Origin of the sequence: Rhizobium sp. YTUHZ045 (genome assembly GCF_051124255.1) — a bacterium.
GTDB lineage: Bacteria > Pseudomonadota > Alphaproteobacteria > Rhizobiales > Rhizobiaceae > Rhizobium.
Genome location: NZ_CP101434.1, coordinates 194,515 through 219,200, shown reverse-complemented (window position 1 = coordinate 219,200; position 24,686 = coordinate 194,515). Strand labels below are relative to the sequence as shown.

The window sequence follows — 24,686 nt, the reverse complement described above, 5'->3', positions numbered from 1 at the left end:
CAAACAGCTTGACGATCATGATCGTTAATTACGTGATAGGCGCATAGCGATTCATTTTTCAAAAGCAGATCTCAACTGCAGCGTCGGAGTCGACCGCATTTCGCCCGGGAGCCGCGGCCAGCCTTTATTCGACCGATAACTAAGTTGGCGAAGACCTGCACGATATGGTTGAAATCAGTGAAAATGGAAGATAAATACTTCGCGTCCGGGCGGAGTGGTGAAAACCACTGATTCACTGATGTGGGTCACTGTTACCAAGACTGGCATGCCTGAGCTTAAAGCTGCACTCCTTGGAGTGCTTAATCGTTATGAAATCTTTGCGTCCGGACACCTTAACCAATACTTGACGGGAACGAAATTGAGCAATGTTGACGACCGCATCTGGATTACCTCCCGTGTCAGAATGATCGCTGAACGAAAAGCTATTCGAAATCAGAACATTAGCTACCTATCTGTTACATATTATTCCCTATTCACGGTAGTCCTATCAGTATTCTCCAAGTTCTATGTGCAAACCTATCCTCTGCTTGAGGAGATCAACCTTTCGGCCTCGGTCATTGTGTTGGTCGCGTCTCTTGTCGCTGGAGGATTTCGGTTTGAAAGCCGCGCGAATATATTCCGCGAGTGCTATTTAAAACTTCAGAAACTTGAGAGCAAAGGCACAAGCTCGGAAGAGAGACTTAACCAATATCTTGAAATCCTTGAGATCTACCCGAACCATTCCGAAAAAGATTACTACGATCTGATCGTAAATCATACATACTGGGAGGGCAAGAAACTGAATATGGGCGAAAAGCCGCTCACTCCGACAAAGTATATGTGGCTATCTTATATTTTCCGCCATACTTTTTATTACGTTGCCATCACATTTTTATTTTCAGTCCCATTGGTCTTTCTTGCCTGGCCTTTGATTTCTGGGTGGGTGTGCAGGTGACCGCGCTCGACATTTTCACCATTGAGTTCGCCCCACAGCGATTAGCGGAAATCTTCAACGAACGTGTCCTCCACTCTCACACCATCGGGAAGGATGGCGCTCATCCCTCCGTCTTCGCCCAAACCCTCGATGAGGGAGTACAGCGAATTTCTGACAGGGCACTCGCTGGATCGTACAATTTCACGACGTTTAAACAAAAGCTCGTACTCAAAGGCCCGGATAAGCCGCCACGGCAAATTTCTGTTGCCACGGCAAGAGATCGGGTCGCATTACGTGCGCTAACCAATGTTTTGATGTCGGTTTTTCCCGACGCTAGGGTCCCACCCGCCCATCATATCGTAGACGAAGTAGCTGCTTTGATAGCGCCGCTCGCAGATGACTACTCGTTCATTCAAATCGACATAAAAAACTTTTATCCCACAGTGCAACACGACGAGTTGCTTCGCCGATTGAGAACTCGCATTCGTCACAGGCCGCTTCTTAAGCTAATCATCCAAGCAGTTAGCACTCCGACCTCAGCCAGCAAGGAAACTCGACCCAACAGGATTGGCATCCCGCAGGGTCTCAGCATATCTAACGTGCTGTCTTCGATCTATATGATGAAATTCGATGATTTTGCCCGGTCGCGCTTTGCATATTTCCGATATGTCGACGACATCTTGATCGTGTGCCCCACGACACATGCCAAGCGGAACTTTCGTTTGATCAAAGGACGGTTGGCGCAGATTGGGCTGGAGTGTCATCGCCTCGAAGACAAAACAAAGACTAAAATTGTCCCACTCTCCCAAGGAGTCGACTATCTTGGCTTCCATCTCGCGCCCGAAATCACGTCGGTGCGAGAAAGCTCATACCGGCGCATCATCGACAAGGCGATGAGGGTGATGACCGGAGTGAAATATAACGCAAATCACGCCAAAATCCTCACTCGTCTAAATCTGAAAATCACCGGATGTATCTTTGATGGCCGAAGAATGGGCTGGATGTTCTTCTTTTCGATGACGGACGACCTAAAGCAACTTCAGCGGCTAGACAGCTTTATTGCGAAAACATGGCGGAGGTTGGGGATGGATCAGTTCGGCACTCCAAAGCGATTTGTTAAGGCATATCATGAGATAAATTTTAACCTTGCCTCAACTCGCTACATTCCCAGGTTCGACGAATATTCCACCGATCAGAAGATCGACATGATCGCTACAATGAAGGTTATCGACCGTTCTATAGTGGCAAACTGGCCTATCGAGCGGATTAATCGCAAGTTTTTTCAGCTGATCAGAAAGGAAGTCGCGGAACTCGAAAAGGATATCACGCCACTCAGTTGAAACGAGACGTTAGCAACCCACGCTAACACCGTGCATCCCGCTCCACACGACGCGGAAAGGCGAACTGGTCACATGGCTACCGAAGTATTTGTGACCGCAGCCCACGCGATGGCGACTCAAGTTCGTGGTGGCCACGAGCCTCACGCTCGCTGGCTTGTCGAGCATACTTCGATAATCTCGTTACCATCGAAGTAACCCAGATCGTTATGCATATATTTCATGATCTTCTGTCTGTTTCCCTTCGGTGCCGCTGTGGCATTACGACCATAGCGGGGCCAACCTACCAAGCTCACGATCAACCCTTGGGAGGATAAGGATCTTTCCCATAGCTATAGGCTTCCCGGAACCGGGCATCGCGGCCCCGCCGACCCGGCCGAAACAATCGTTGCGGCGGACGTTCTGGTGGATGCGATGGGCGAAATCGCGCAGCACGAGATCGCCGGCGTGGTGGCCGTGCCTGTCGTTGATGCGTTTGAAATTATCGATGTCGAAGACGGCGAGGCAGCCCGGGCTTTCGTGCCGGGCGGCGGCCAGCATGTCGTCGACGCGCGCCATGACGAAGCGGCGGTCGGCGACACCGGTCAGCTCGTCGGTGTAGGAGGCCTTGATCGCCTGGTCGCGATCCTGCCGCACGCTCCTGCCCTGCGCGCGCAGATGGGTGATGTCGCTTGCAATGCACATCATCCAGCCGTTGGTCTGGACTGCCTCGGTCATCCAGAGCCAGCGGCCATCCCAGACGTCCGTCTCGGAGGCGCGATAGCCCGCAATCCCGCCCGCTATCCGCCGGGCTTCAATTCGGAGATGTAGCGGACGATCGGGTTGACCTGCCGGTTCTCGATTTCGGCATCGTTGCGCAGGCGGATCGCCTTGCGGACGAGCCTGGCGCCGAGATAGCGGATCGGCTCCGGCGGCAGCCTCTTGCGCTTGCCAAGTCCGACAAGACCGCTGCGGCTCCATTGGTGATCCCGGCCGAGCACCAGACTCGCGAGGATGCGGCCGGCCACAGGCGTCTGGGCGATGCCGGTGCCGTTGAAGCCGATGCCGAAGAAGATATTGGGCTGGTCGGTGAGATGGCCGAAAATCGGCAGGTGATCTGCGGTGCAGTCGATCGGGCCCGACCAGTCGTGCTCGATCTTCACTGTTCCCAGTTCGGGATAGACCCGGTCCAGCTCGCGCCTGTTGTCGGCGCCCTTTTCCGTACCGCGATTGAAGGAGGGACCGATCCGATCGGCGTAGGCGATCTTGCCGCTGCCGCGGCCGAAGATCACCCGCCCCTCCGGCGTGCGCTGGTAATAGAGCACATGCGCCTGCGCGTCGCAGATCGATTCGCCGCCCATCCACCCCAGGCGCTGAAGCAGATCCGGCACAGGTTCCGTGGCGACGATCTGGCTTTCGACCACATAGATGTAGCGCAGGAGCTCGGGAATGGATGCAAGCCAGGCATTCGCCGCCAGCACGACGCGGCCGGCGCGAAGGCGGCCCTGCGGCGTGTGCAGGGTGGCGACGGCTCCCGGTTCGATCGCGGTGACGGGTGTCTTTTCGTGGATGATCACATGGCGCGCGAGAGCGAGCCGGCGCAGGCCCGCGGCGAGCTTTGCCGGCTGCACCGTTCCTGCCCGCATCTCGACAATGCCCATGTAGGAGGCGCGGGAGCCGGTGCGGCGGGCAATCTCGCCGGCATCGAGCCTGGTGAAGCGCGCTTCGCCCTGGGCCTCCGCCATGTCAAGCGCCTTCTGCCATGCGCCTTCCTGGGCCCTGGCGCTTGCCGTCCACAGCCATCCGTCCAGCCTGAGATCCATGTCGATCGCGCCGCTTGCCTGCAGGGCCTCCAGCTCCTTGATCGCATCGGCGGTGGCCCGGCAGAGCGAAAGCGCCTCCGTCTCTCCCACCACGGCGGTGAGAAGATCGATCTCGGCAAACCAGGAGTGGACCTGGCCGCCATTGCGGCCGGATGCCCCTGCTCCGCAGCAATCCGCTTCGAGCAGGACGATCTTGAGCCCGGGATCCTGCTCCTTCAGGCGCAGCGCCGTCCACAGGCCGGCATAGCCGCCGCCGACAATGGCGACATCGGCGGCCTGATCGCCGACGAGCGGCGTGGTGACGGGGGCGGCACCGGCGTCCTGGAGCCAGAAGGAGCGGTCCGCGCCGTGCGCCAAAACCGGCGGTCTCAAGGTGTAGCGCATGATGTCAGCCCTCCGCGGCAGAGATTTCGTCGGCATATTTCCGCAGGAGCCATGGCGGAATGGCGGCGAGCCTCTGCGGGAAGCCGCCTTCGTGCAGGCAGGTCCCGGCGGCCGCATCGGTCGCGAGGCGCATGGCCGCCTCGGCATCCATGCCTTTCAGAAGATGCGCGACAACAAAGGTGGCGATGAAACTGTCGCCGGCGCCGCAGGTATCGACGACATCGACTGCTTGCGCCGGCACATGGACAAGCTCCGCACCGTGGTCAAAGAAGGCGCCGCGCGGCCCGCAGGTCAGCACGATCCTCGCGGCGCCACGATCCTTCAAAGTTCCGATGACGGGCTCGACCGGCACGTGCGGCTCATCCGGCCCGGATGCGAAGACCAGCGGCACGCCCTTGAGATCCAGTGACTGGTGCGCCGTCGAGACGTCGATGCTGAAGCGGATGCGATCCTCGATCAGCCGCTCGATGAGCTCGGCGCTGGAATTGGTGCCGAGGTGAACCCAATTGGCCCGCCTGAGTGCCGCGTAGCGTTCCGGAGACGGAACGTAATCGCGCCCGACGCCAAGATCCTCCAGCAGGAACCTGCGGTCGCCATTCTGCTCCAGGAGCAGGGTGACGGCGGTGGCGCCGTCCCGCCGCTCCAGGTCCGCCCCAGGCAGGCCGACGGCTTCGATCGCCGTGGCGATCACGTCGCCCTCGGCATCCCTGCCGACAACGCCGAAATAGCGGGCATCGCAGCCTTGCCGATGCCATTGCACCGCCACATTAAGCGCATTGCCGCCGACAGCCATGCTGTTCTTGCTGAGGTAAACGTCCAGGCAGTTGTCGCCAACTGCAATTAGCCGCATCGCCGCCATCACGCGACCTCCCCTGCCGGCTGGAGATAAGGCGGGATCCCCCAGGGTTCGATTTCGGCGAAGCCGAAGCCGCGGATGATTTCCGCGACCTTTTCGAAGGGAGAGTGCTGAAAGCTGAAATTGGCGCCGATCAGCTGCCTGGCCGAGAGTTTTGGCACTTCCGGTTTCCTCATGAAATCACTTGCCGATGCCTTCGGTGAGGCCGCGGATGAAATAACGCTGGGTGAAGAAGAAGATGACGACGATCGGCAGCGCCGAGATGGTCATGGCGGCGAAGACCTCGGCGAAATTGGTGCCATGCTTGGCCATCAGCGAGGTCAGGCCGACCGGCAGGGTCTGCACGTCGATCTGGTTGGTGAAGATCATCGCGAAGATATATTCGTTCCAGGCAAACAGGATGTGCAGGATGATGCAGGAGACGATGATCGAGCGGCAGAGCGGCAGCATGATCTTGCGGAAGATCTGCCCTTCGCTGGCGCCATCGATCATGGCCGCCTCGTCCAGATCGCGCGGCAGGTCGAGCATATAGGCGCGGATCAGGAAGGTGGTGAAGGGCACTCGGAAGGCCGTGTAAAGGATGATCAGCGCCCAATGCGTATTGTAGAGGCCAAGGCTCTGCATCATCTGCACGAGCGGCACCAGCGCGACGGTCGGGCTGAGCATCATGCCGCCGAGCACGAAAGCGACGATAACAGGCTTGCCGAACATCTGCGTCCGGGTCAGGCCATAGGCGGTCCAGGCACTGATGAACACCGTGGTGATTGTGGAAACGACCGTCACCAGCAGGCTCGAGAACAGGAAATTGCGCACACCCTGGTTCCAGGCCGCGACGTAATTGTCGAAGGACCAGCGGTCGGGAAGCGCGAAGGGATCGCTGAAGATCTGGCTGTTCGACTTGAAGCCGCCGAGCGCCATCCAGACCAGCGGGTAGACGACGAGAATGCCCGCCGCCACCAGCAGCGCCATCAGCACGCCCTTGCCGATGACCAGCCAGGGGTTGCGCAGCGACGCGCCCGCAGGAATGACCACCGCGCTCATGCCTCAACCCTCCGCCGCTTGGTGTACCAGAGCTGGAGCAGGCCTGTGGTCAGCGTGGCGAGGAAGATGACCACGCCGATTGCGGCCGCATAGCCCATGTCGTTCTGGTTGAAGCCCTGCTCGTAGAGCCATGTCCCCAGCACCTGGCTCGAATTGTTCGGCCCGCCGCCGGTCATCACCATGACTTCGTTGAAAACCTGGAAGGCGCCGGCAATGGTGACGATGATCATCATGCCGGTCATTTCGCGGGTGAGCGGAAAGGTGATGCAGAAGAGCTGGCGGAGCGGCCCGGCCCCATCGACCGTGGCGGCATCGTAGAGTTCGCGCGGGATCTTCTGGATGGCGATGGTGAAGAGTAGCGTCGAATAGCCGAAGCCCTGCCACTGGCTCATCGCGATGATCGCGTAGATCGCCGTGCGCTCGTCACCCAGCCAGGTGTAAGACAGGTTCTGCAACCCGAGCAGATGCAGCAGGGCGTCGAGAAGGCCGATATCGGGCTGGTAGATGAAATAGAAGAGCAGGCCGGTGACCGTGGTGGAGATTGCCGAGGGAATGAAATAGACGGCCCGCCAGAAATTCCGCCAGGCGCGGCTCCGGAGCCCTTCGATGATGGCGGCAAGCACGAAGGCGGCGAAGACCTGGAAGACGACCGAGAGCACGGCATAGAGGCCGTTATTGGTCAGCGCCCGCCAGACGACCGGATCGTCCAGCAGCCGGCGATAATTGTCGAGCCCGACATAATCGACCTCGCCGGTGAAGATGTCCTGGGTGGTCGTGCTGACAAACAGGTTGTCGACGATCGGATAATAGACGAACCAGCCGACGATGATCAGCGCCACGATGCCCCAGCGCAACGCCGCCAGCTGCTGCAGCAGGCCGTGCCGCAGCCATCTCCTGCGGTTGGAGACGGCGCCGCGCAGGGCGGCACCGTTCCTTGTCGGGGTTGCCGTTACGCTCGCCATGCTCATTGCCTGACGGCAGCCGCGGCGGCTTTGCGGACGGAGGCGAGAAGATCTTCCGCCGACATGGAGCCGCCGGCGAAGGCCTGCAGGCCGGAAAGCCAGGCAGCGGCGACACGCGGATGGTTGACCGTGTCGAGCCATGGCATGAGATAGCTTGCCTTGGCGATCTCCTCCATGCCTTCGGCGACATTGGGATTGATCCTGGTCTTATCCGCGCCGCCGATCACGGCGCTCGGCTGGCCATAGGGCGGCGCCGACAGCGTCCTGCCGTTTTCCTGGCTGGTGAGGAATTTCAGGAAGTCGATCGCCAGGGGAAGGTTCTTCGCCTTGGCATTGACCATGTAACCCTCGGGCGCGCCTTCGAGCGCGGTGGCCGAACCCTTGGCATCGCTCGGGGCCGGCAGCTTGAAAAAGCCGAACTCCTCCGGCTTCAGGGCCGTTTCCTTGGTCGCGGCCTGATCGAACTCGATGATCTCCTGGTAGTACATGGCCGCCTTCCTGTCGCTCATCGACTGGAGTGCGGTCTGGTAGGAGAGGCCGTTGACCTGGGCGCCGCCGGCGCAGCGCTCCTGAAGCGAGCGGTACTGCCCGAGCGCCGCGATATAGCCGGGATGGTCGAAGGTCGCCGTCTTCGGGTTGAAATCGCGCTCCAGCGTCTCGGTCGGCACATTATAGGCCAGCAACTGCCCGAGATAGTGGACGAGCGGCCAGGATTCCTTGTTGCCGATCGCGATCGGAACCACGCCCGAACCCTTCAGCGCGTCGCAGGCCTTCAAGAGCGCGTCGAAGTCCTTCGGCGGCTCGATGCCGAGATCGGCGAACATCTTCTTGTTGTAGCCCATGAATTTGGCGTCGAGATAAAGCGGCACACCGAAATATTTGCCGTTATACGAAAAGGCCTTCACGGCCGCCGGGCTCAGCGTCTTGCCCCATTCGGTCTCCGGCCCGATGACCTTGGACAGATCGACGGCGCGATTGCCGCGGATGAAGTTCTCGCCCCAGGTCCCCGTCCAGGAGAAATAAATGTCCGGCAGCGAATTCGAGGCGACCAGCGTCTTGGTCTTGCCCTTGATGCTGTCGTCGTTCTCCTGGATGAGCTCGATCTTCACGCCGGGATGCTGCGCCTCGTAGGCCTTGGCGACATTGACGAAATAGGGGGAAAGCAGCTGCAGGCCGAACTTGGTCAGGATCGTCAGCTTGCCGCTGTATTCGACCTTGGCGGCAGGATCGGCAACCGGCGCATCGCCGGCCGCGGAGGCTGTTGCCGGGAAGGCTCCCCAGGAAATCGAGATGACCGATACTGCCGCAATCATCGCAGCAGTGGAGTGGATGGACCGTTGCATGTTTCATTCCCCTTTTGCTTGTTGATCGTGCGGCAGATCGCGGTGTCCTACCGTCCGCCATCCGCCGGTGCGAAGCGGCAAGCCTCTTTCGCCGCTGCGGGCGACGAGGATCGCGGCATGCATCAGTACTCGACCCGCTTGTAGTAGCGGCGGGTCGTCAGCGGGTGCTGGCGCAGCACTTCGAGATGGGCGCTCAGCCGCTCCACCAGGGTGGCAAGGACGACCGGCGAGATCAGACTGCGGACCTGCGGCGAAATGCCGGGAAGCGCGACGGATGCGGAATCGAGGATCCAGACTTTGTCCGTGTAGCGATGGACGAAGCGCTCGACCCGCTCGCCGAGCGGCCGCAGCGCATCCTCGCTCTTGAACAGGAACACGCTGACGCCCGGCTCGACCAGTTCCAGCGTGCCGTGGAAGAAATCGGCGGCATGAACGGGCCGCGTGCGGATCCACTGCATTTCTTCCAGGATGCACATTCCGTAGTAATGCGCCTCCGGCCAGACCGAGCCGGCGCCGGTGAAGATATGATATGGCTCGTCCTTGATGGACTGGGCGAGCTTCGCCGCCTCGTCTTCATAGGCGGCCTTGGCCTCTGCGAGCAGCCCCGGCAGCCTCTTCAGCTCGGAAACGATCGCGTCGAAATTCGCGATCCTGCCTGTTTCGGCCAGCAGCGCCAGGACGATGATCATGGTCTGCAGGTAGAAAGACTCCGACGACGTGTCGTCTTCGGCGAAGTTGGTATAGGTGTGATCGGCCTGCTGCGCGAGCGGCGTATCGGCATGGCCGGTGAGCGTCAACAGGCGCACGCCGCGTTCCCTGAGGAAAGGCAGAAGCGCAACGCTCTCCTTGGTCGTGCCCGACAATGACGGCATCACCACCAGCGCCTTTTCGTTGAGCCCGGCCGGCGGATCGAGGATCACCTGGGCCGGGAAGCAGGCCGATACCGGAAAGGTCGTATGGCGGGCGGCGAGCTCGATCGCAGGAAAGGTCAGGAGCTGCACGCCGCCGGTGCCCATGAAGTAAAGCCGCTCGATCCCCGCATCGAGCAGTTCGCGCATCAGCGGGCGGATCCAATCAGCAATCGCAACGGCGCCCGTCTGGATCTTCAGAAAGCGGGCTTGGTCAAAGTTCAACATTCGGGTCCCTTGTCTGTCAGTAGAAAGCACGCACACGTCCCCACTTCAGGCGGCGGACTGCGGCACACGGCATGCAGTCGCCGATTTCAAAATGTGATATCGATCTCACACTGAGATCAAAAGAAAGACCGGTCGCTCCTTGGGAATTATGAGAGACCGATCTCACACGCGGATTAATGCATGCTCCGGCCGGCATGGCAAGCCACTTTTTGCAGAAATTTCACCTGATGTCGGAAAGAGCCTGTCTCGGACAGACCAGGAGAGGCGCGAGCAGATCAGCGTCCCGGCGTGCGGGACGGCCGGGAGACGGAGCCGCGCACGACCAGGCGCGTCGGGAACTCCTCCCTGTGCGGCGGCTCCCGGCTGCCGTTGATCCGCTGCATCAGCAGCTTCACCGCAAGCGGGCCGATCTGAGCGATCGGCTGCGCCACGACGGTGATCTGTGGGTCGGTGAAAGTGGCGAGGTTGAAGTCGTCGAAGCCGACCAGGGAAACGGCGTGCGGCACGGCAAGGCCCATCGAGCGCAGCCCGAGAAGCGCCCCCTGGGTCATGAGGCTGTCGACAGTGAAGACCGCTGTCGGGCGCGACGGCCGGCTGAACAGCCGGATGGTGGCGTCGATCGCATATTCCACGGTCGATCGCGAGACGATGATCAGCGATTCGTCCACCTCGATGCCATGGCCCTGCAGCGCTTGGATATAGCCGGCGAGACGGCCGCGGGCGGTCGTGATGCGGGAATCGTCCTGAATGAGGCCGATGCGGCGATGGCCGTTGGCGATCAGATAGCTCACCGCCTCGCGGGCGCCGCCTTCATTATCGACGGTGACGCTGTCACAGGCAACCTGCGGCAAGGCGCGGTCGATGAGGACGAGGGGCGTTCCGTCCCGGACCAGCCGAACCAGGTGCTCCTTGTTGTCGGCCGAGGTCGGAGCGACGATGAAACCGCGCACGTTGAGAGACCTCAGGCTTTCGAGCAGTTCCACCTCCTGTTCCGGATCCTCTTCGCTGCTGGCGATCAGCAGGTTGTGGCGAAAGGCGCGCAGATCGACATCGACATCATGAGCGATCCGGGCAAAAAACGGATTCTGGATATCGCCCGGCATGAAGCCGATGAGCGGCAACTGCCCCCGCCGCAAGGCCTGCGCCACGCGATTGCTCCGATAGCCGAGCCGATCGGCCGCTGCAAGCACCCGCTCTGCCGCGTCTCCGCCGACATAGCCGTAACCGTTCAATGCGCGGGCGGCGGTCGCGCGCGACACATTCGCGGCGCGCGCAACGTCTATCAGCGTCACTGCCTTTGGCGCCACTTCCCTCGGTCCCCGCTGGATCTTGTTCGGCTTTCAAAGCCAGGATGACGCCTAGCAGAGGACGCCCGACCAATTCAAGAGCGGCGTTTTGAATGAGCGCGACCTGACCCGCGCGGCCGGACCTCGGCATCTTTTCCTACGCCGCCCGCACCCTATCCCGCCCGCTCATCTTCGCATCATAAAGCGCCTGATCCGCACGCCGGTAAAGCTCCGACGCACTGTCGGTCGGCAGACAGGCGGCGATGCCGGCGGAGCAGGTGTAGCTGAAGTCGGGTGAGTCCGGCAGCGGCCGGGAGAAGCGGATCACCGTCAGCATGCGCTCGACCATGGCAAGGGCGTCTTCCGAGCCGGTTGACGGCATGACGAGGAGGAATTCTTCGCCGCCGACCCGGCCGAAACAATCGTTGCGGCGGACATTCTGATGGATGCGGTGGGCGAAATCGCGCAGCACGAGATCGCCGGCGTGGTGGCCGAGCCGGTCGTTGATGCGCTTGAAATTGTCGATGTCGAAGACGGCGAGGCAGCCGCTGCTGCCATGACGGACGGCGGCCAGCATGTCTTCGACGCGCGCCATGACGAAGCGGCGGTTGGCGACGCCGGTGAGCTCGTCGGTGTAGGAGGCCTTGATCGCCTGGTCGCGATCCTGCCGGACGGTGCGGCCATGGACCTTGAGACGGGTGATGTCGCTGGCGATGCAGAGCATCCAGCCGTTCTTCTGCACCGCCTCGGTCATCCACAGCCAGCGGCCGTCGGCAAGATCCGTCTCGAAGGCGCGATAGCCGATCTTGCCGCGGCGCGACTGGGTGGAGCGCAGCCATTCCTCGAAATTATCCGTGCGGATGACGGTGCCGCGGCCGAGCTCGAAATTGCGCCGCATCAAATCCGGCCAGAGCGGCGTTTCCTCCGGCTCGATGAAAAAGGCTGAGCGGAAAGCGCTGTTGGCATAGCGCAGCCGGTCATCGCCATCATAGACCGCCATCAGCGTTTCCGTCTGTGCGGAAAGATGGAGAAGCTGTTCGATTGTCTCGTCCATAAAGCACCCTGTCTGGTTGCCCTGGCAAGAGATGGCGCAGAAATCCTGTGAGAAAAGAGCCGCTCGGCAAGCAAAGGCGCTTGCCGTGATTACGGGAGCGTCAACATTCTCGCTGGTGATCGGACATCGGCTGCATCGGATCGGCGCGGAAGCGATCCGATGCTGCAAGGCTGGTCTCGCCGCCGCGGTGAAATGGCCGCCGCGGCGCATGCCAGTGAACCGCACAGTAGGCCCGAGCGCGATTATGCGCTCGGAAATTAGTTGACTGTGATAGTCAAGGATTATACGCGCTTCGGCCAGTTTTCTGCCAATTCGAAGCGTCAGCATGATCCCCGCCAATCTGTTTTCCGAAATCGCCCGCGCCGACGATCGCCCTGCCCTCATCTTCCCGGACGGGCGGACGCTCTCCTATGCCGATCTCAACGCCCGGACGCGGCGCTTTGCCGATCGGCTGGGAAGCGGGGAAAAGCGGCTTGTGGCGATTGCGGCCGAGATCTCGGAACATGCGATCGTCGCCTATCTCGGCGCCTTGCGCGCCGGCCATGCGGTGGCGATGCTGCCGCCCTGCGACGACAGGATGTGGCGAGAGTTTCTGGAGGCCTTTCAGCCCGACTTCACCTACCGCCCGGCCGATGGCCGCTGGCGGCTCGTCGAGGAAACCCAACCTGGAAGAAGCGCCGGGCCGCTGCATCCGGACCTCGCTCTGCTGCTGATGACATCGGGCAGTTCGGGGCGGGCGAAGGCCGTTCGCCTGTCCCATGCCAATCTTGACGCCAATGCCCGCTCGATCGCTTCCTATCTCGAGCTCTCCCCTGCCGACAGAACCGCGCTCGTCCTGCCGCTTCACTATTCCTACGGTCTCTCCGTCCTCCATTCGCATCTGGTTGCCGGTGGCAGCATCTTCATTCCGGGCGTCTCCGTGGTCAGCGAGGATTTTGCAAGACTGCTCGGCGAAAGCGGCTGCACCAATCTTTCGGGCGTGCCCTATTCCTATGAGCTGATGGAAAAGACCGGTTTCCGGACGAACGCGCTGAAGGCGCTGCGCTTCATGACGGTGGCGGGCGGCCGGCTGGCGCCCGAACTCATCCGCCTCTACCGTGATCATATGCGCGCCAATAGCGGCCGCTTCTTCGTCATGTACGGCCAGACCGAGGCCGCCGCCCGCATCTCCTTCGTGCCGCCGGAGAGCCTGGGCGATCATGAAGAGCGGATCGGCATCGCCATTCCCGGCGGCAGCCTCAGCCTCGTTGGCGATGACGGGCGTCCGCTCGACCGGTCCGGTGTTGCCGGAGAACTCGTCTATGCCGGCCCGAACGTGATGATGGGCTACGGCGCCGATCGCGCCGATCTTCAGCGCGGGGCCGAGGTCGCGGCATTGATGACCGGCGACATCGCCATGCGCGACGCGGACGGCTTCTTCCGGATCGTCGGCCGCAAGAGCCGTTTCGCCAAGGTCGCGGGGCTTCGCATCGGCTTCGACATCATGGAGCAGGTTCTGGCCGAAGCGGGGATCGCGGCTGCCGTCGTCGGCGACGATCACGGCCTGCAGGCCTATGTGACCGGTGCGCGTGAGGCCAACCGGGCGCTCGGGCTGCTCGTCGAAGCGAGCCATCTTCCCGCAGGCCTTGTTACCGTCAGGGTGCGAAGCGCGCTGCCGAGGCTTGCCTCGGCCAAGATCGACTATGCAGCCCTTGGCGTGGAGATGCTGGCGGCGCGCGAGACGAGCCGCGCGGTGGCCAGCGTGCTCGATGCTTATGCGGGGGTGTTCTACCCCCACAAAGTGAGCCGCAACGACAGCTTCGTCTCGCTCGGCGGCGATTCCCTGCGCTTCCTGCAGCTGACGATGGAGCTCGACAGGCTTGGCGTCGAGCTGCCGGAAGGCTGGGAGCAGCGGCGGATCGCCGAGATTGATATCGGCCCGCGCCCCACCGCGTCGGGCCGAAGCGCAGAGTTGCGGGCGCTGCCGACCGATCTCGTTCTGCGGGCGATCGCCATCCTGCTCGTCGTCACCCATCACGAGATGCTCTGGCCCATTCCCGGCGGATCGGGCGTGATGCTGCTCCTCGTCGGCTTCAGCCTGGCGCGCTTCCAATCCGGCCATTTCCTCGCCGGCAATTTCCGCCATGCGCTGCGGCCTGCCATCAATGTCCTCATTCCCTATTTCCTGATCGTCGCCGGCTATGGGCTCGCCTGGCAGACCATTCCCTGGGCCTCGGTCACGCTCACCGGCAATTTCGGCTATGCCGAGCCGGAGCGTCACGAGATGCTTCCCTATCTCTACTGGTTTATCGAAGCCTATGCGCAGACGCTTCTCGTCTTCTCGCTTGTCTTCGCCGTGCCTACGGTGCGCAGGCTCGCGCGGGCGTACCCCTTCGCCTTCTCGCTCGCGCTGCTGGCGCTGGCGGTCACCGCGCGCTTTTCCCTGCCGCATGTCTTCGAGATCGGCCAGCGGCAGATTTTCACGATCTACTGGGGCCTGCATCTCGGCGTTTTCGGCTGGTGCGCGGGCCTTGCCGGCAAGCCGGCGCAACGGATCATCCTGACGGTCATTGCCGCCGCCGTGCTCGGTTATCTCGCCTTCTGGGAAACGCTCTGGATCGGCACGACGGTCAAATATCTGACCTTCTTCGCAGCACTGATGGCGCTGCTCTACCTGCCGCGCATTCCCCTGCCCGTGCGGCTGGGGCGCCTGGTGACGCTGATCGCCGTCTCCGCCTTTCCCACCTACCTGCTGCACCGCTTCGTGCCGGAACTGCTGATGCCGCAAGCCGCGGCCGTGCTGCCGGCTCCGCTCTTCCATCTGCTGGCGATATCAGGCGGCCTGGCGCTCGGCGTCATCGCCAACAGAGCCGCGGCGGAGCTTCGCAACCTGCTGGGCGGCATAGCGATGACCCGCGGCACGGGCGGGCGGGCGATGGCGGCGGAGACGGCCTGACCCGTTTTCGATGCGTCTTTGGAGACACGGTCCGGTTGACCGTCAGGCGCTGATGCTGGCTTTGCCGTTTTGCGCCAGCGGATGCGTCATCGCATCGGCCGCGCCGAGGCTCCGGCACCATGACCCGGAAAGGCTCCCTGGAAATATTGTCCTGGAGAGACACCGAAGGCCGTGCGGAACACTGCAATGAAGGCGCTGGGGCCCGAGTACCCCAGCGAGAAGGCGATATCGCCGACGCTTCGGCCGGCGGCGAGCCACTCCACTGCTTTGAGGAGTTTCGCCTGCTGACGCCAGGCGCGGAAACTCATGCCCGTCTCAGATTGGAAATGGCGCTGAAAGCTGCGGGCGGACATGGCCGCACGCGAGGCAAGTTCATCCAGCGGCCAATCGGCACCCGGTTCGTTGCGGATGTCGGAAGCGATGCTCCGGAGGCGTTCGGATGCCGGCGAGGGAAGCGACAGCGGCGCGACCGGACTCGTCTGAAGCTGGTCGAGAATGACGGCGACGAGCCGTTCGGCACGGGCACTGCCGGCATCCGCGCGCGGGATCTCCAGGAACGCCAGGATCAGTTCGCGCAGGAGCGGCGTCGTACCGATCACTGAGACCTCGGAGGGCAGGTTCACGACCGCGTCGGGCCGGAAGAAGAGGTAGCTGCGCTCCGTCTCCTGCAGATATGTGACTTCGTGGAGCACGCCTGACGGCACGAATACGGCACGTTCAGGCGGAACGATGAAGTAGCCCCGCTCGGTCTCCAGCCGCAGCGAACCGCGAACGATCTGAAAGAGCTGGGCGCGGTGGTGCACGTGGAAAGAATAGGTTCGCCCGGCGGGCTCTGCTCCACCCTGAGCGACGGCGGTGTGCGGATAATCTCCAAATGCGTCTTCCGGCAGATGAACATTGGTCAGGTTGTCGCGGGCGATCATGGCGTCTCACAGACATAATTTGACAGACTACCGATAACACGTCGGACGGCATTTCACTAGATTGATATCACCGCAACACAACTTGGACGTAGGTTATGACATTCGAACTCCGGCACATTGAAATTTCGGATCGTTTTGCTCCCAGCCTTCTGACGAAGATGGCAGCTTTGCGGTTTGCAGCGCCCGCCCTCCTCCGCTGGTGGCAACGGCGCGAAACAGAACAGGCACTAGAGTGGCTGTCGGACCGCGATCTGGAAGACATAGGCGTCGCTCGCCACGAGATTGGCGAGCTGGCGCGATCGCTAGGACCAATTGACGCGTTGCCCGCGAAGCGGCGGGCAAGGTGATCGCACGACCGGTCCTCAGGCAACCGCTATCAGAGAGGTAAGAACGATGCACGACAATGGTTTCTTTGACGATGAGGTCGCGGCTACCTACGATGACGCTGACGGGATCTCGGCCCCGGAGGTCGTCGATCCGGCGGTCGATCTCCTGGCCGAGGTCGCAGCCGGCGGGCGCGTGCTCGAATTCGCCATCGGCACCGGGCGCCTGGCGCTGCCTCTTGCGCGGAAAGGGGTGGAGGTAGAAGGCATCGAGCTTTCGAAAGCGATGGTGTCTCGCCTTCGCGCCAAAGAGGGCGGCGCGGACATTCCGGTCGTGATCGGCGACATGGCGACGACCCGTGTCGAGAGGCGCTTCTCCCTCGTTTATCTCGCTTTCAACACGATCAACAATCTGACGTCGCAGGAAGCCCAGGTCGCCTGCTTTCTAAACGCGGCCGCACACCTTGAAACTGGCGGGCACTTCCTGATCGAGGTTGGCGTCCCGCCGCTTCAGCGGCTTCCGCTCGGCGAGACGATCCTGGCGTTCGACCGCAGCGAGACGCATTGGGTCGTCGACGAGTTTGACGTGGTAAGCCAGAACTTCACGTCCCATCACATCCGGATCCGGGACGGAAACTACAGTCGCTTCGCGGTCCCGTTTCGTTATGCCTGGCCAGCGGAATTCGACCTTATGGCGCGGCTGGCCGGCCTGAAACTCAAAGACCGATGGGGCGGCTGGAAAAAGGAGCCGTTCACAAAGGTCAGCGATCGACATGTCTCGGTCTGGCAGAAAATCGCAGGTTGGGCCAGGAGATGAACGGGAGGTCGCTCGCGACCGTGTCGAGCTCGGCCAGACCGATCTCGCTTTACTCAGGCCGGTGAGCGGTCGCCACCGGCTTCATCCAGCTCGGCAGCTCCGCCTGGCTGCTTCCCAGCTCCTCAAAGGCTTCCGTGGCGAAGCTCGGCACGGCGCCTGTCCAGCGCAGCTCGCCATCCGCGTTGGAATGGCCGCCGCCATCGAGCTTGTAGATGCTCTCGACGATATACTGACCATCCTCATTGAGGCCCTTGATCTCGGAAATTTCGATGACCCGCCGCCGCCCGGTGCGCTTGAACCGGGCAATCTGGACGACGACATCGACGGCGGAAGCGATCTGCGAGCGCAGCGGCCGCAGAGGCATGTCGATATCCGACATCAGCGCCAGGGTTTCCAGCCGGTGCAGCGCGTCGTAGGGCGTATTGGCATGCACGGTCGAAAGGCTGCCGCTGTGGCCCGATGTCATCGCCTGGATCATATCGAGCGCTTCGCCGCCGCGGCACTCGCCGACGATGATGCGGTCCGGCCGCATTCGCAAGGAAGAGCGGAACAGCTCGCGAATGCTGGCGCCGCCGCGACCGAACCTGTCGGGCTTGGTGACTTCGAGATAAACGACGTGCTCCTTGCGGATCTGCAGTTCCGAGGTGTCCTCGATGACGATGACGCGCTCATGATCGGCGAAGGCTTCCGACAGCGCGTTCAGCATTGTCGTCTTGCCGGTGCCGGTGCCGCCGGAGATGATGACATTCTTCTGCAGCCCGACCGCCGCCTGCAGCAAGGACAGCGACTCCTCCGTCAGGCTGCCCTGGGTGACGAGGTCGCGAATGCTGCGATGTTCTCTCAGGAAGCGGCGGATGGAGATGCAGAGCCCCGTGCGGGCGGCCGGCGGCTGGATCATCTGCACGCGCGAACCGTCCGGCAGGCGGGCTTCGACGCTCGGTTCCTCCGGCGTCAGGCGCTTGCCTGAGAATTGCGCGATGCTGCGCGCCGCCGATTCCAGATCCTCGCGGCTGGCGAAGCGCGTATCGGCGCGTTCGAGCTTGCCTCGCCGTTCGACGAAGATGTCGGAGGTTCCGTTGATCAGGATTTCGGAAACGCTCGGATCCTCGAGCAGGAAGCGGATGGGCGCCAGGAGCTTGTCCAGCGCCCGGGTCAGGACCTGGAAGGTCGCCTGTTCGGCAGCGTCGTCGGAAACGGCTTTCATCAGAGCGGCATCCCGACGAGGACGGAGCTCATGCCGAACAGCGTCACCATCATCTGAACCGCAGTCGGAAAGAACAGCATCAATGGAATGAGGACCAATGCAAGTATCAGGACGCTGCTCATCGTTTCCATGGTTTTGTCTCCGGAACGACTGACGGGCCATAGCCAATATTGAAGACAAGCTTAATCCAGATCGGCAAGCAACGCCATGGGGGCGCCCTCGCCCGCCCGCCACTATGGGCGCGTTGCTTCCGTCTCTTCTATCGCCTTGAAACAATTGACCAATAATGGAGCAGCTGACGATATTTGCGAAAACGGCTTCACTGGATGCCTCACCCGAAAAAATTACCGCGTAATCAGCCGGTTAGCGTGAAAACTTCACCGTCAACCGCATTCCTTCAAGCGACGCCTCCAAGACAATTGGAACCCTGCCTTCCGTTTGCTTGACGGAGGGCTGGCCTTGGGCGCACTCTTGGGTCTTAATGATGTTGCTCAACAAGCGTTGGCGACCGGGGAAGAAAAGCAGAAGCAGAAAAAATCATTGGAACGAGCAACGTGCTGGTTCGGATCGATAGCGTATGCTTGCTTCTTCTTCACTAAGGTCTTCGATCCGAAACAAACCAAGGAACGAGGAATACGCAGATGTTTGGAAAACTCAAGACTCTCGCAATTGCACTTCACAAGGACGAACGCGGCGACATGGCCCAGATCGTCTTGGCCGTCGCCCTCATCGTCATTCCACTCATGCTGATCCTGCTCGCATTCGGCACCAAGATCGCCGGATGGTTCAACGAGAAGAACGAGGCCCTGACCAGCGCCGAGAGGATCCCCGAGCCGGGCCAATAAGCGGATCCGTGTCATGGATATGACCTACGATCTGACCCAGATGCCAGCGGCGGCGGCTCTTGCCGTCGCCTGCGCCACGACCGCGGCGGTGTTCGATCACCGCCATGGTCACATCCCGAACGCCGTGACCTATCCCTGCCTGCTTGCCGGCTTCATGCTGGCAGCGATCAGCGGCGGTCTGGCAGGGATCGGCCTTGCTTTCGCCGGCCTGCTTGCTGCAGGCACGATCTTCATTATCGCCTTCGCAGCCGGAAGCTGCGGCGGCGGCGATGTCAAGCTGATGGCGGCGCTCGGCGCCGTTCTCGGCCTCTGGCCCGCCATCGACGTGATGCTCGCATCGCTGATGATCGGCGGCATGATTGCGGTTTTGTCGATGGCGCGGCGGGTTCAATGGGGCGCGCTGGCGCGGAACGTCGGACTGTTCGCCCTGCTTCTGCCTGTCGGTATTCGAAGCGCCGCTTCTGTGCTGAAGCCGCGCGAAACACATCATACCGTCCGTTTCGGCGTCGCCGCCGCTCTCGGACTTCTCTGGTGCCTGTTCATGCCTGATTTCACCCCTCTTGCCCTCGTGAGGTAACGGCAATGCGCGCGGAACTCGAACGCCCCACTTTCGACGGTGCTTTCTGGAGTTCGATCCTGCACTCGCGGACCTTCTGGATCCCTCAGGATCATGGCGCGCTTCTCGGCACCTTCGCGATCGCCATGCTGTTGCTAACCTCGATGCTGCTGCTGCCGCGGCTTTCCGCCCGCCGGCGGCGGATATCGGAGCTTCATGGCGATATGTCAGGCAGCACGACGATGATGGATTTCGTGCTGGTCACGCCGATCTTCGTCTTCTTCATGTTCGTGGTCTTCCAGTTCGCGATCCTGGCGAAGAACCATCTCTTCACCCATTATGCCGCCTATGCGGCGGCGCGCAGCGCTCGCGTCTATTTCTGCCCGGCCCTGCCGATCACCATCCACAGCTTCATCGGCCCCAAGACCTGCGATAACGACGCTGCAGCGGGCAAGGCCGATCTTGCCGCCCGCCTGGCGCTGATCCCGGCCGCTCCCTACGACCAGCTGAAATGCGTCGGCGCCTGCCAGCCGCCGGAAGAGGCGCTGAAGAGCCTTGCCGACGCCTCGGGCCTTTCGAAGAACTGGCGCGCCATGCGCAACCAGGCGCGCTACATGTTCGACCCGCAGAACGTCACGGTCACCGTCGACCGCGCCCCGATGGCGCTCTTTGCCGCCATCAACCGCTCGCCGCATGTGCCCGTGACGGCCAAGGTCGAAGCGCGCTTCCTGCTGCTCGAATATGCCGGCTGGGTCTTTGCCCGCGGCCAGCGGAAGGACGGGCGCTACTATACGATTTCGACGGCGGAGGTGAACCTGCTATGACACCGTCCTTCATCCATCGCCTGCACCGCGACCAGCGCGGCTTCCTGTCTCCGATCATCCTCTACATGACGATCGCGCTGGCGCTGATGATCGTCTGGATCCTGAACACCGGGCAGATGATCTACGACAAGCAGCGCACGCAGGATACCGCCGATGCCGCCGCACTCGTCCATGCCGACTGGGAGGCGCGTTATCTCAACATCATGGCGATGAACAATGTCGCCTCCTCGCAGGCGACCGTGGTCATGGCGACCTCGGTCGCCTACCAGCTGACCACCGCGGAACTGGCCCTGCGCTCGGCCGCCATTCTGGCGAAACTCGCTCAATATTCCTTCACCGAAGGCTTCGGACCGGCATCGCTCCTGCCGCCGCTGCCGCCGATGCCCTACTGCCCCGGCTGGCAGAAGGTTCCGATCGTCGGCGGCATCATCTACGGCGCTTGCCTGGCGTTCCAGGGGTTCCGGGCGACCGAAGCCACCAAGGCGATCGCCTACACGGTGGCGGCGCAGGTCAAATACGATCCGCTGGGTCTGATCAATAAGTCCAGCGACATCATCGACGCGATGAACGATCTCAACGACTATCTGGTCGAAAGCTTTCCCGAGCGGGTCGGCAACGACGCCTTGCATCTGGTTCGGTTGAACAAGTCGGATCACGTCGTCTTCCATCCGCCCTGCGAATCCTGCGGTCAGGCCGGAGAAGGCGCCGGCGGCAACCTGCCGGTGGACCGCGACGGCGTCAATCCAGCCGCCGCCTATACCGAAATGTGCCTTGCCATGTCCTATGGCACCCAGGGACAGGATCCGTTCCTGATGCGCGGCGAATACGCCAATCGCGGCTTCCCGAACGGCAAGGGTCCGTTGACGGCAGGCGGCGTCGACGGCAGCCATATCCGCGACTGGGTCAACCACGAGAGCGGCATCGACGATCAGCTGGTGGAGTTCTACATCTTCTACGAAGCTTTCGGGCCGGCCTATCTGAGCAAGGTCCCGTTCAAGGCGATTGTCGAGCAATATGCCGGCGATCTCAGCTGGTGGCAGGAACTGGCGCTCGATGCCAGCTTCTGGATCGCCGACAAGGTTTTTGGCGTCGGCTTCGGCATCACCAACCCCTTCCAGCTGCCGATCGACGTGCCGCCGCGCTACTCCGACTCGCAGACAAAGGACGAGAACGACTTCACCCGCAAGTTCGACATGATCTGGAACCAGGTCTGCGGCCCCGGGGGCGGGGCGATCTCGGTGACCGGCGTCAGCCTGCCGCTTCTCTCCTTCCCGAAGCCCTACTGGCTGAAGGGACGCATTCCCTTCAACTTCACGCCCTTCGGCGGCGACCAGCTCACCGACTACCAGACGCTGGCAATCGTTTCGCGTGCGCCGCGCGCCAGGCTCCAGGTTCGCCTGTTCAAGGACAAGACGCCGTCCGCTTATGCGCTCGCGCAGAGCTGGGTCCATAATTACACGGCCTTCGATCTCTACACGCAGGACTGGCTTGCCTCGCTGGCGCCAGCGACGCTCGCCGACGATATCGGCGCTGTTTCTGGCACCATCAAGCAAAGCCCGGCCGCCGACAGTTTCACCGGCCTGACGCGCGTCTTCGACCAGGGAGGAGCCAATGCCTGGGCTGCCGTCAACACACACTGAGCAAGCCGGTGACGCTCCGGCCGGCGGGTTCATGATGCGGCTGCACCGCGACCGGCGCGGTCTTGCCTCGATCGAATTCGTGCTCGCCGCGCCGGTTATCCTGCTGATCGTGATCTTCGTCATTCACGCCAACAAGATCTCCACCAAGAAGGTCGCGACCATGCTTGCCATGCGCAATGCCGCCTTCGCCGAGGCGAGCGGCCTGAATTGCACCTCTGATTTCTCCAACGTCTTCCCCATCCCGGCCTTGCCGGCCCTGCCCGGAGGAGACGCGATCAACTGCTCGCGCACCCCTTCGCACGAAGGCGACGGCGATCCTCAGCGGACCTTTATCTGGGATGACGTGCAGAAAACCCTCAAAGGCAATGGTCGCGACTTCGGCGATATGGTCGGCGAGCTTGCCGACGAGAAGCCGCAGCTCGTCACCGCGACCGCCGACCGCGTCTACAAGTTCAGGGATTCCGACGATCTCGACACCATCCGCAGCATCCGCTGGAAGGATGCGTTCACAGTCGACGACTCGACGCTGTTTATTTCGCACAATAACGATACCACGCGGCGCGGCTACGACCCGACGCTGCGCCGGGAGATCCGCGATGTGGCCAGCGATTCCGGCGATCTCTTCGACGGCGTCTTTCCGGGGGCGAAGTGACATGGCACAGCGATCACGCATCTCCGCTCATTTCCTCGGCACCGCCCTGATCGTCGGCCTCGCCGTGATGGCTACACCGGGCCGCGCCGAGATCTACAAGGATATCCGGGTGACGCTGAATTCGATGCTGGCCGGCATCCTCGGGGCGCCGGAACGGGCGCCGCGCGATCTCGTCATCAACGGCCAGCCGCTCGAGTTCACGCCCTACCAGAGCGATCGCAGCATTGCCGATATTACCGACGAGTGGCTGCGGGTGCTGGCCGCCAATACCCGGCCGGCCATGCCGAAAAGCAGTGACCGGGAGGAATTGACCGCCGTCATCGCCGCCAACATGATGATCGTCCCGAAGGTGAGCCGCATCCGCGACGATCTCGCCGTTGTCGTGCGCTTCTTCGACGGCGACGGCGAGGCTGCGCTCGACTATATGAGACAGCAGGATCCGAATGATCCCTCGGCGAGAGCGCCGATTCCGGGCGTCTCGATCATGATCAGGCGGCCTGCCGATGCGCCGATGACCGAAGTGCTGATGAGCCGCTTCGACGATGTCGCCGCCACGCTGCCGGCCTTCGCCGCCCCTGCGGATGTCGCCAAGCTGCCGACGTCGCTGCGTCCGCCGGCCGGCGTCGAGGTGCTGAGCGATATCGGCGACCATGACAAAGGCCATATGTCGCGCACGGTCGTGTCGAAGGGCACGCTCGCCGCCGCGCGCTGGTCCGGTGAGCGCGCCGATCTCCTTGTCCGCGACGGCTTCACCATCGAAACGCCGCCGGCTGAGCGCGGCGGTGTCACCGCGCTTTACGGCCGGCGCGGCAGCGTCGAAGCCAATGTTCTCTACACCAGAAGCAGAACCGACGGCAGGACCGTTGAGGTCATTCAAATCAGGCAACCCTTCGTCGAAGGAACAACACCATGAACTGGAAGCTCATTGCCGCTGTCATCGTCGGCCTAATCACCGGCGTTCTCCTCTACTTCTGGACAGAGAGCGTCAAGAACGAGCAGGTGGCCTATGCCTTCATGCGGCTCCAGCCTGACAAAAAGGTGACGAGAGGACAGGCGATCACCCCCGACATGCTCGCCGAACCGGTGATGCTGCCGGAAAGCTTCGGGGCGCTCGCCAAGCTCGCCGTTCCTGCCGCCAGCGCCTATCAGGAATGGCTGAAGGACCGGACGGCGGCGGCCGACATTCCGGCCGGCTCGGTGTTGCTCTTCCAGTATTTCGACGATACCGACGGCGGGCGGCTGACGACGATGATCGCGCCCGGCAAGCGGGCGCTGACCCTGCCCGTCAACGCCGCCGAAGCGGTCGGCCATTTTGTCGAGCCGGGCAGCTATGTCGATATTCTCGGTACGGTCGACGAACCGGTCGAGCCGGTGGCGCCCCCCGCCGCGACCCAGGCGGGAACGCCCGGGCAGCCGCCGGCCGCAGCCGGCCAGCCGCCCGCCGCACCGGCGGCTCCGGCCCAGCCGCCCTCGCCGGTCGAGCAGATGCTGAAGAATTATCTCACCCAATATCCGGGCGCCGACGAGAACGACATCAACGCCTACCGGAAGCAGGCGCAGGACTACAAGCTCGGCATCAGCTCGCGCACCCGCGTCGTCACCCGCACCTTCCTGCAGAACGTCAAGGTGCTCGCCGTTGGCGCGGCGACCACGCCCGAAGGTGCGGTCACCAAGGCCAATAGCAGCTATAATCACGTGACGGTCGAAGTGACGCCGTCGGAAGCCGAGATGCTGATCTTCGCCATGGGCCAGGCGAACGGCAGCCTCAACCTCGTGCTGCGCAATCCGACGGACAATAGCGTTGAAGACCTGCCGAGCATCAACTGGACGCGGATGTGATCGTTTCGGGGATT

24 protein-coding genes and 1 pseudogene are annotated in these 24,686 nt (G+C 62.1%); 12 read left to right on the top strand and 13 right to left on the bottom strand.

The features are described from left to right. Positions 1-217: 217 nt before the first annotated feature. Positions 218-934 (top strand): SLATT domain-containing protein, encoded by a 717-nt coding sequence (locus tag NMA58_RS28130; protein WP_311044163.1) that lies wholly within the window; start codon positions 218-220, stop codon positions 932-934. Beyond that, complete coding sequence (locus NMA58_RS28125) at positions 931-2,253, top strand: reverse transcriptase domain-containing protein (protein ID WP_434714847.1); 1,323 nt, start codon at positions 931-933, stop codon at positions 2,251-2,253. Before NMA58_RS28130 ends, NMA58_RS28125 begins: the two co-directional genes overlap by 4 nt. Positions 2,254-2,568: 315 nt before the next feature. On the opposite strand, the pseudogene NMA58_RS28120 reads toward NMA58_RS28125, so the two are convergent. The 10 genes and pseudogenes from NMA58_RS28120 to NMA58_RS28075 all read right to left on the bottom strand — a co-directional run. Then, positions 2,569-3,024: pseudogene (locus tag NMA58_RS28120) on the bottom strand (GGDEF domain-containing protein); the annotation flags it as partial. Positions 3,025-3,029: 5 nt separating this feature from the next. After that, entirely contained in the window at positions 3,030-4,439 is a 1,410-nt protein-coding gene (locus NMA58_RS28115; protein WP_434714895.1) for an NAD(P)/FAD-dependent oxidoreductase, read from the bottom strand. 1 nt (position 4,440) lies between these two features. Beyond that, complete coding sequence (locus NMA58_RS28110) at positions 4,441-5,295, bottom strand: PfkB family carbohydrate kinase (RefSeq protein ID WP_434714845.1); 855 nt, start codon at positions 5,293-5,295, stop codon at positions 4,441-4,443. Beyond that, a complete protein-coding gene (locus NMA58_RS28105) occupies positions 5,295-5,453 on the bottom strand; it encodes a hypothetical protein (RefSeq protein ID WP_434714844.1) in 159 nt (52 codons plus the stop codon). Before NMA58_RS28105 ends, NMA58_RS28110 begins: the two co-directional genes overlap by 1 nt. 19 nt (positions 5,454-5,472) lie before the next feature. Then, a complete protein-coding gene (locus tag NMA58_RS28100) occupies positions 5,473-6,333 on the bottom strand; it encodes a carbohydrate ABC transporter permease (RefSeq protein WP_434714842.1) in 861 nt (286 codons plus the stop codon). Further along, positions 6,330-7,295, bottom strand: coding sequence for a carbohydrate ABC transporter permease (locus tag NMA58_RS28095; RefSeq protein WP_434714841.1), 966 nt, complete (start codon positions 7,293-7,295; stop codon positions 6,330-6,332). Before NMA58_RS28095 ends, NMA58_RS28100 begins: the two co-directional genes overlap by 4 nt. A gap of 2 nt (positions 7,296-7,297) precedes the next feature. Next, the gene (locus NMA58_RS28090; protein ID WP_434714839.1) at positions 7,298-8,638 is read right to left on the bottom strand and encodes an ABC transporter substrate-binding protein; all 1,341 of its coding nucleotides are present in this window, start codon (positions 8,636-8,638) and stop codon (positions 7,298-7,300) included. A 122-nt stretch (positions 8,639-8,760) separates the two neighbouring features. Next, positions 8,761-9,774 carry an SIS domain-containing protein gene (locus NMA58_RS28085; protein ID WP_434714837.1) on the bottom strand — a complete coding sequence of 338 codons (1,014 nt, stop codon included), beginning with the start codon at positions 9,772-9,774 and terminating at the stop codon, positions 8,761-8,763. A 275-nt stretch (positions 9,775-10,049) separates the two neighbouring features. Then, complete coding sequence (locus NMA58_RS28080; protein WP_221149160.1) at positions 10,050-11,081, bottom strand: LacI family DNA-binding transcriptional regulator; 1,032 nt, start codon at positions 11,079-11,081, stop codon at positions 10,050-10,052. A gap of 136 nt (positions 11,082-11,217) precedes the next feature. Beyond that, the gene (locus NMA58_RS28075; protein ID WP_434714834.1) at positions 11,218-12,114 is read right to left on the bottom strand and encodes a GGDEF domain-containing protein; all 897 of its coding nucleotides are present in this window, start codon (positions 12,112-12,114) and stop codon (positions 11,218-11,220) included. A gap of 325 nt (positions 12,115-12,439) precedes the next feature. Between NMA58_RS28075 and NMA58_RS28070 the strand changes: the two genes are divergently transcribed. Further along, positions 12,440-15,049 (top strand): AMP-binding protein, encoded by a 2,610-nt coding sequence (locus tag NMA58_RS28070; RefSeq protein ID WP_434714832.1) that lies wholly within the window; start codon positions 12,440-12,442, stop codon positions 15,047-15,049. Positions 15,050-15,135: 86 nt separating this feature from the next. Here NMA58_RS28070 and NMA58_RS28065 read toward each other — a convergent pair whose 3' ends face one another. After that, a complete protein-coding gene (locus NMA58_RS28065) occupies positions 15,136-15,972 on the bottom strand; it encodes an AraC family transcriptional regulator (RefSeq protein WP_434714830.1) in 837 nt (278 codons plus the stop codon). Between the two features lie 95 nt (positions 15,973-16,067). Between NMA58_RS28065 and NMA58_RS28060 the strand changes: the two genes are divergently transcribed. Both NMA58_RS28060 and NMA58_RS28055 read left to right on the top strand, forming a co-directional pair. After that, complete coding sequence (locus NMA58_RS28060) at positions 16,068-16,319, top strand: DUF1127 domain-containing protein (RefSeq protein WP_434714828.1); 252 nt, start codon at positions 16,068-16,070, stop codon at positions 16,317-16,319. Between the two features lie 46 nt (positions 16,320-16,365). Then, positions 16,366-17,112, top strand: coding sequence for a class I SAM-dependent DNA methyltransferase (locus NMA58_RS28055; protein WP_434714826.1), 747 nt, complete (start codon positions 16,366-16,368; stop codon positions 17,110-17,112). Positions 17,113-17,161: 49 nt separating this feature from the next. On the opposite strand, the gene NMA58_RS28050 is transcribed toward NMA58_RS28055, so the two are convergent. Both NMA58_RS28050 and NMA58_RS28045 read right to left on the bottom strand, forming a co-directional pair. Continuing rightward, positions 17,162-18,316 (bottom strand): CpaF family protein, encoded by a 1,155-nt coding sequence (locus NMA58_RS28050; protein WP_434714824.1) that lies wholly within the window; start codon positions 18,314-18,316, stop codon positions 17,162-17,164. Next, positions 18,316-18,447, bottom strand: coding sequence for a hypothetical protein (locus NMA58_RS28045; RefSeq protein WP_257784635.1), 132 nt, complete (start codon positions 18,445-18,447; stop codon positions 18,316-18,318). The genes NMA58_RS28050 and NMA58_RS28045 overlap by 1 nt, the downstream gene beginning before the upstream one ends. Positions 18,448-18,957: 510 nt before the next feature. Between NMA58_RS28045 and NMA58_RS28040 the strand changes: the two genes are divergently transcribed. The 7 genes from NMA58_RS28040 to cpaB are packed head-to-tail and all read left to right on the top strand — an operon-like array spanning position 18,958 to position 24,672. After that, positions 18,958-19,161, top strand: coding sequence for a Flp family type IVb pilin (locus NMA58_RS28040; protein ID WP_085781002.1), 204 nt, complete (start codon positions 18,958-18,960; stop codon positions 19,159-19,161). Positions 19,162-19,174: 13 nt separating this feature from the next. Then, positions 19,175-19,738: an A24 family peptidase gene (locus NMA58_RS28035; RefSeq protein WP_085781001.1), complete on the top strand. Its 564-nt coding sequence runs from the start codon at positions 19,175-19,177 to the stop codon at positions 19,736-19,738. 5 nt (positions 19,739-19,743) lie between these two features. Continuing rightward, positions 19,744-20,541, top strand: coding sequence for a TadE/TadG family type IV pilus assembly protein (locus NMA58_RS28030; protein ID WP_434714821.1), 798 nt, complete (start codon positions 19,744-19,746; stop codon positions 20,539-20,541). Next, entirely contained in the window at positions 20,538-22,181 is a 1,644-nt protein-coding gene (locus NMA58_RS28025) for a TadE/TadG family type IV pilus assembly protein (RefSeq protein WP_221112833.1), read from the top strand. The genes NMA58_RS28030 and NMA58_RS28025 overlap by 4 nt, the downstream gene beginning before the upstream one ends. Then, positions 22,153-22,833, top strand: coding sequence for a TadE/TadG family type IV pilus assembly protein (locus NMA58_RS28020; RefSeq protein ID WP_183701424.1), 681 nt, complete (start codon positions 22,153-22,155; stop codon positions 22,831-22,833). Before NMA58_RS28025 ends, NMA58_RS28020 begins: the two co-directional genes overlap by 29 nt. 1 nt (position 22,834) lies before the next feature. Further along, a complete protein-coding gene (locus tag NMA58_RS28015; protein ID WP_434714818.1) occupies positions 22,835-23,746 on the top strand; it encodes a hypothetical protein in 912 nt (303 codons plus the stop codon). Continuing rightward, positions 23,743-24,672 (top strand): Flp pilus assembly protein CpaB, encoded by a 930-nt coding sequence (gene cpaB / locus NMA58_RS28010; protein ID WP_434714816.1) that lies wholly within the window; start codon positions 23,743-23,745, stop codon positions 24,670-24,672. The genes NMA58_RS28015 and cpaB overlap by 4 nt, the downstream gene beginning before the upstream one ends. Positions 24,673-24,686: the final 14 nt, after the last annotated feature.

Bases quoted from the DNA above. Each gene is read 5' to 3' on its own strand.
- NMA58_RS28110 (WP_434714845.1), bottom strand. From the start codon at position 5,295: ATGGCGGCGATGCGGCTAATTGCAGTTGGCGACAACTGCCTGGACGTT.
- NMA58_RS28040 (WP_085781002.1), top strand. From the start codon at position 18,958: ATGTTTGGAAAACTCAAGACTCTCGCAATTGCACTTCACAAGGACGAA.
- NMA58_RS28070 (WP_434714832.1), top strand. From the start codon at position 12,440: ATGATCCCCGCCAATCTGTTTTCCGAAATCGCCCGCGCCGACGATCGC.
- NMA58_RS28060 (WP_434714828.1), top strand. From the start codon at position 16,068: ATGACATTCGAACTCCGGCACATTGAAATTTCGGATCGTTTTGCTCCC.
- NMA58_RS28050 (WP_434714824.1), bottom strand. From the start codon at position 18,316: ATGAAAGCCGTTTCCGACGACGCTGCCGAACAGGCGACCTTCCAGGTC.
- NMA58_RS28035 (WP_085781001.1), top strand. From the start codon at position 19,175: ATGGATATGACCTACGATCTGACCCAGATGCCAGCGGCGGCGGCTCTT.
- NMA58_RS28100 (WP_434714842.1), bottom strand. From the start codon at position 6,333: ATGAGCGCGGTGGTCATTCCTGCGGGCGCGTCGCTGCGCAACCCCTGG.
- NMA58_RS28030 (WP_434714821.1), top strand. From the start codon at position 19,744: ATGCGCGCGGAACTCGAACGCCCCACTTTCGACGGTGCTTTCTGGAGT.
- NMA58_RS28085 (WP_434714837.1), bottom strand. From the start codon at position 9,774: ATGTTGAACTTTGACCAAGCCCGCTTTCTGAAGATCCAGACGGGCGCC.
- NMA58_RS28075 (WP_434714834.1), bottom strand. From the start codon at position 12,114: ATGGACGAGACAATCGAACAGCTTCTCCATCTTTCCGCACAGACGGAA.
- NMA58_RS28045 (WP_257784635.1), bottom strand. From the start codon at position 18,447: ATGGAAACGATGAGCAGCGTCCTGATACTTGCATTGGTCCTCATTCCA.
- NMA58_RS28015 (WP_434714818.1), top strand. From the start codon at position 22,835: ATGGCACAGCGATCACGCATCTCCGCTCATTTCCTCGGCACCGCCCTG.
- NMA58_RS28025 (WP_221112833.1), top strand. From the start codon at position 20,538: ATGACACCGTCCTTCATCCATCGCCTGCACCGCGACCAGCGCGGCTTC.
- NMA58_RS28065 (WP_434714830.1), bottom strand. From the start codon at position 15,972: ATGATCGCCCGCGACAACCTGACCAATGTTCATCTGCCGGAAGACGCA.
- NMA58_RS28055 (WP_434714826.1), top strand. From the start codon at position 16,366: ATGCACGACAATGGTTTCTTTGACGATGAGGTCGCGGCTACCTACGAT.
- NMA58_RS28020 (WP_183701424.1), top strand. From the start codon at position 22,153: ATGCCTGGGCTGCCGTCAACACACACTGAGCAAGCCGGTGACGCTCCG.
- cpaB (WP_434714816.1), top strand. From the start codon at position 23,743: ATGAACTGGAAGCTCATTGCCGCTGTCATCGTCGGCCTAATCACCGGC.
- NMA58_RS28095 (WP_434714841.1), bottom strand. From the start codon at position 7,295: ATGGCGAGCGTAACGGCAACCCCGACAAGGAACGGTGCCGCCCTGCGC.
- NMA58_RS28090 (WP_434714839.1), bottom strand. From the start codon at position 8,638: ATGCAACGGTCCATCCACTCCACTGCTGCGATGATTGCGGCAGTATCG.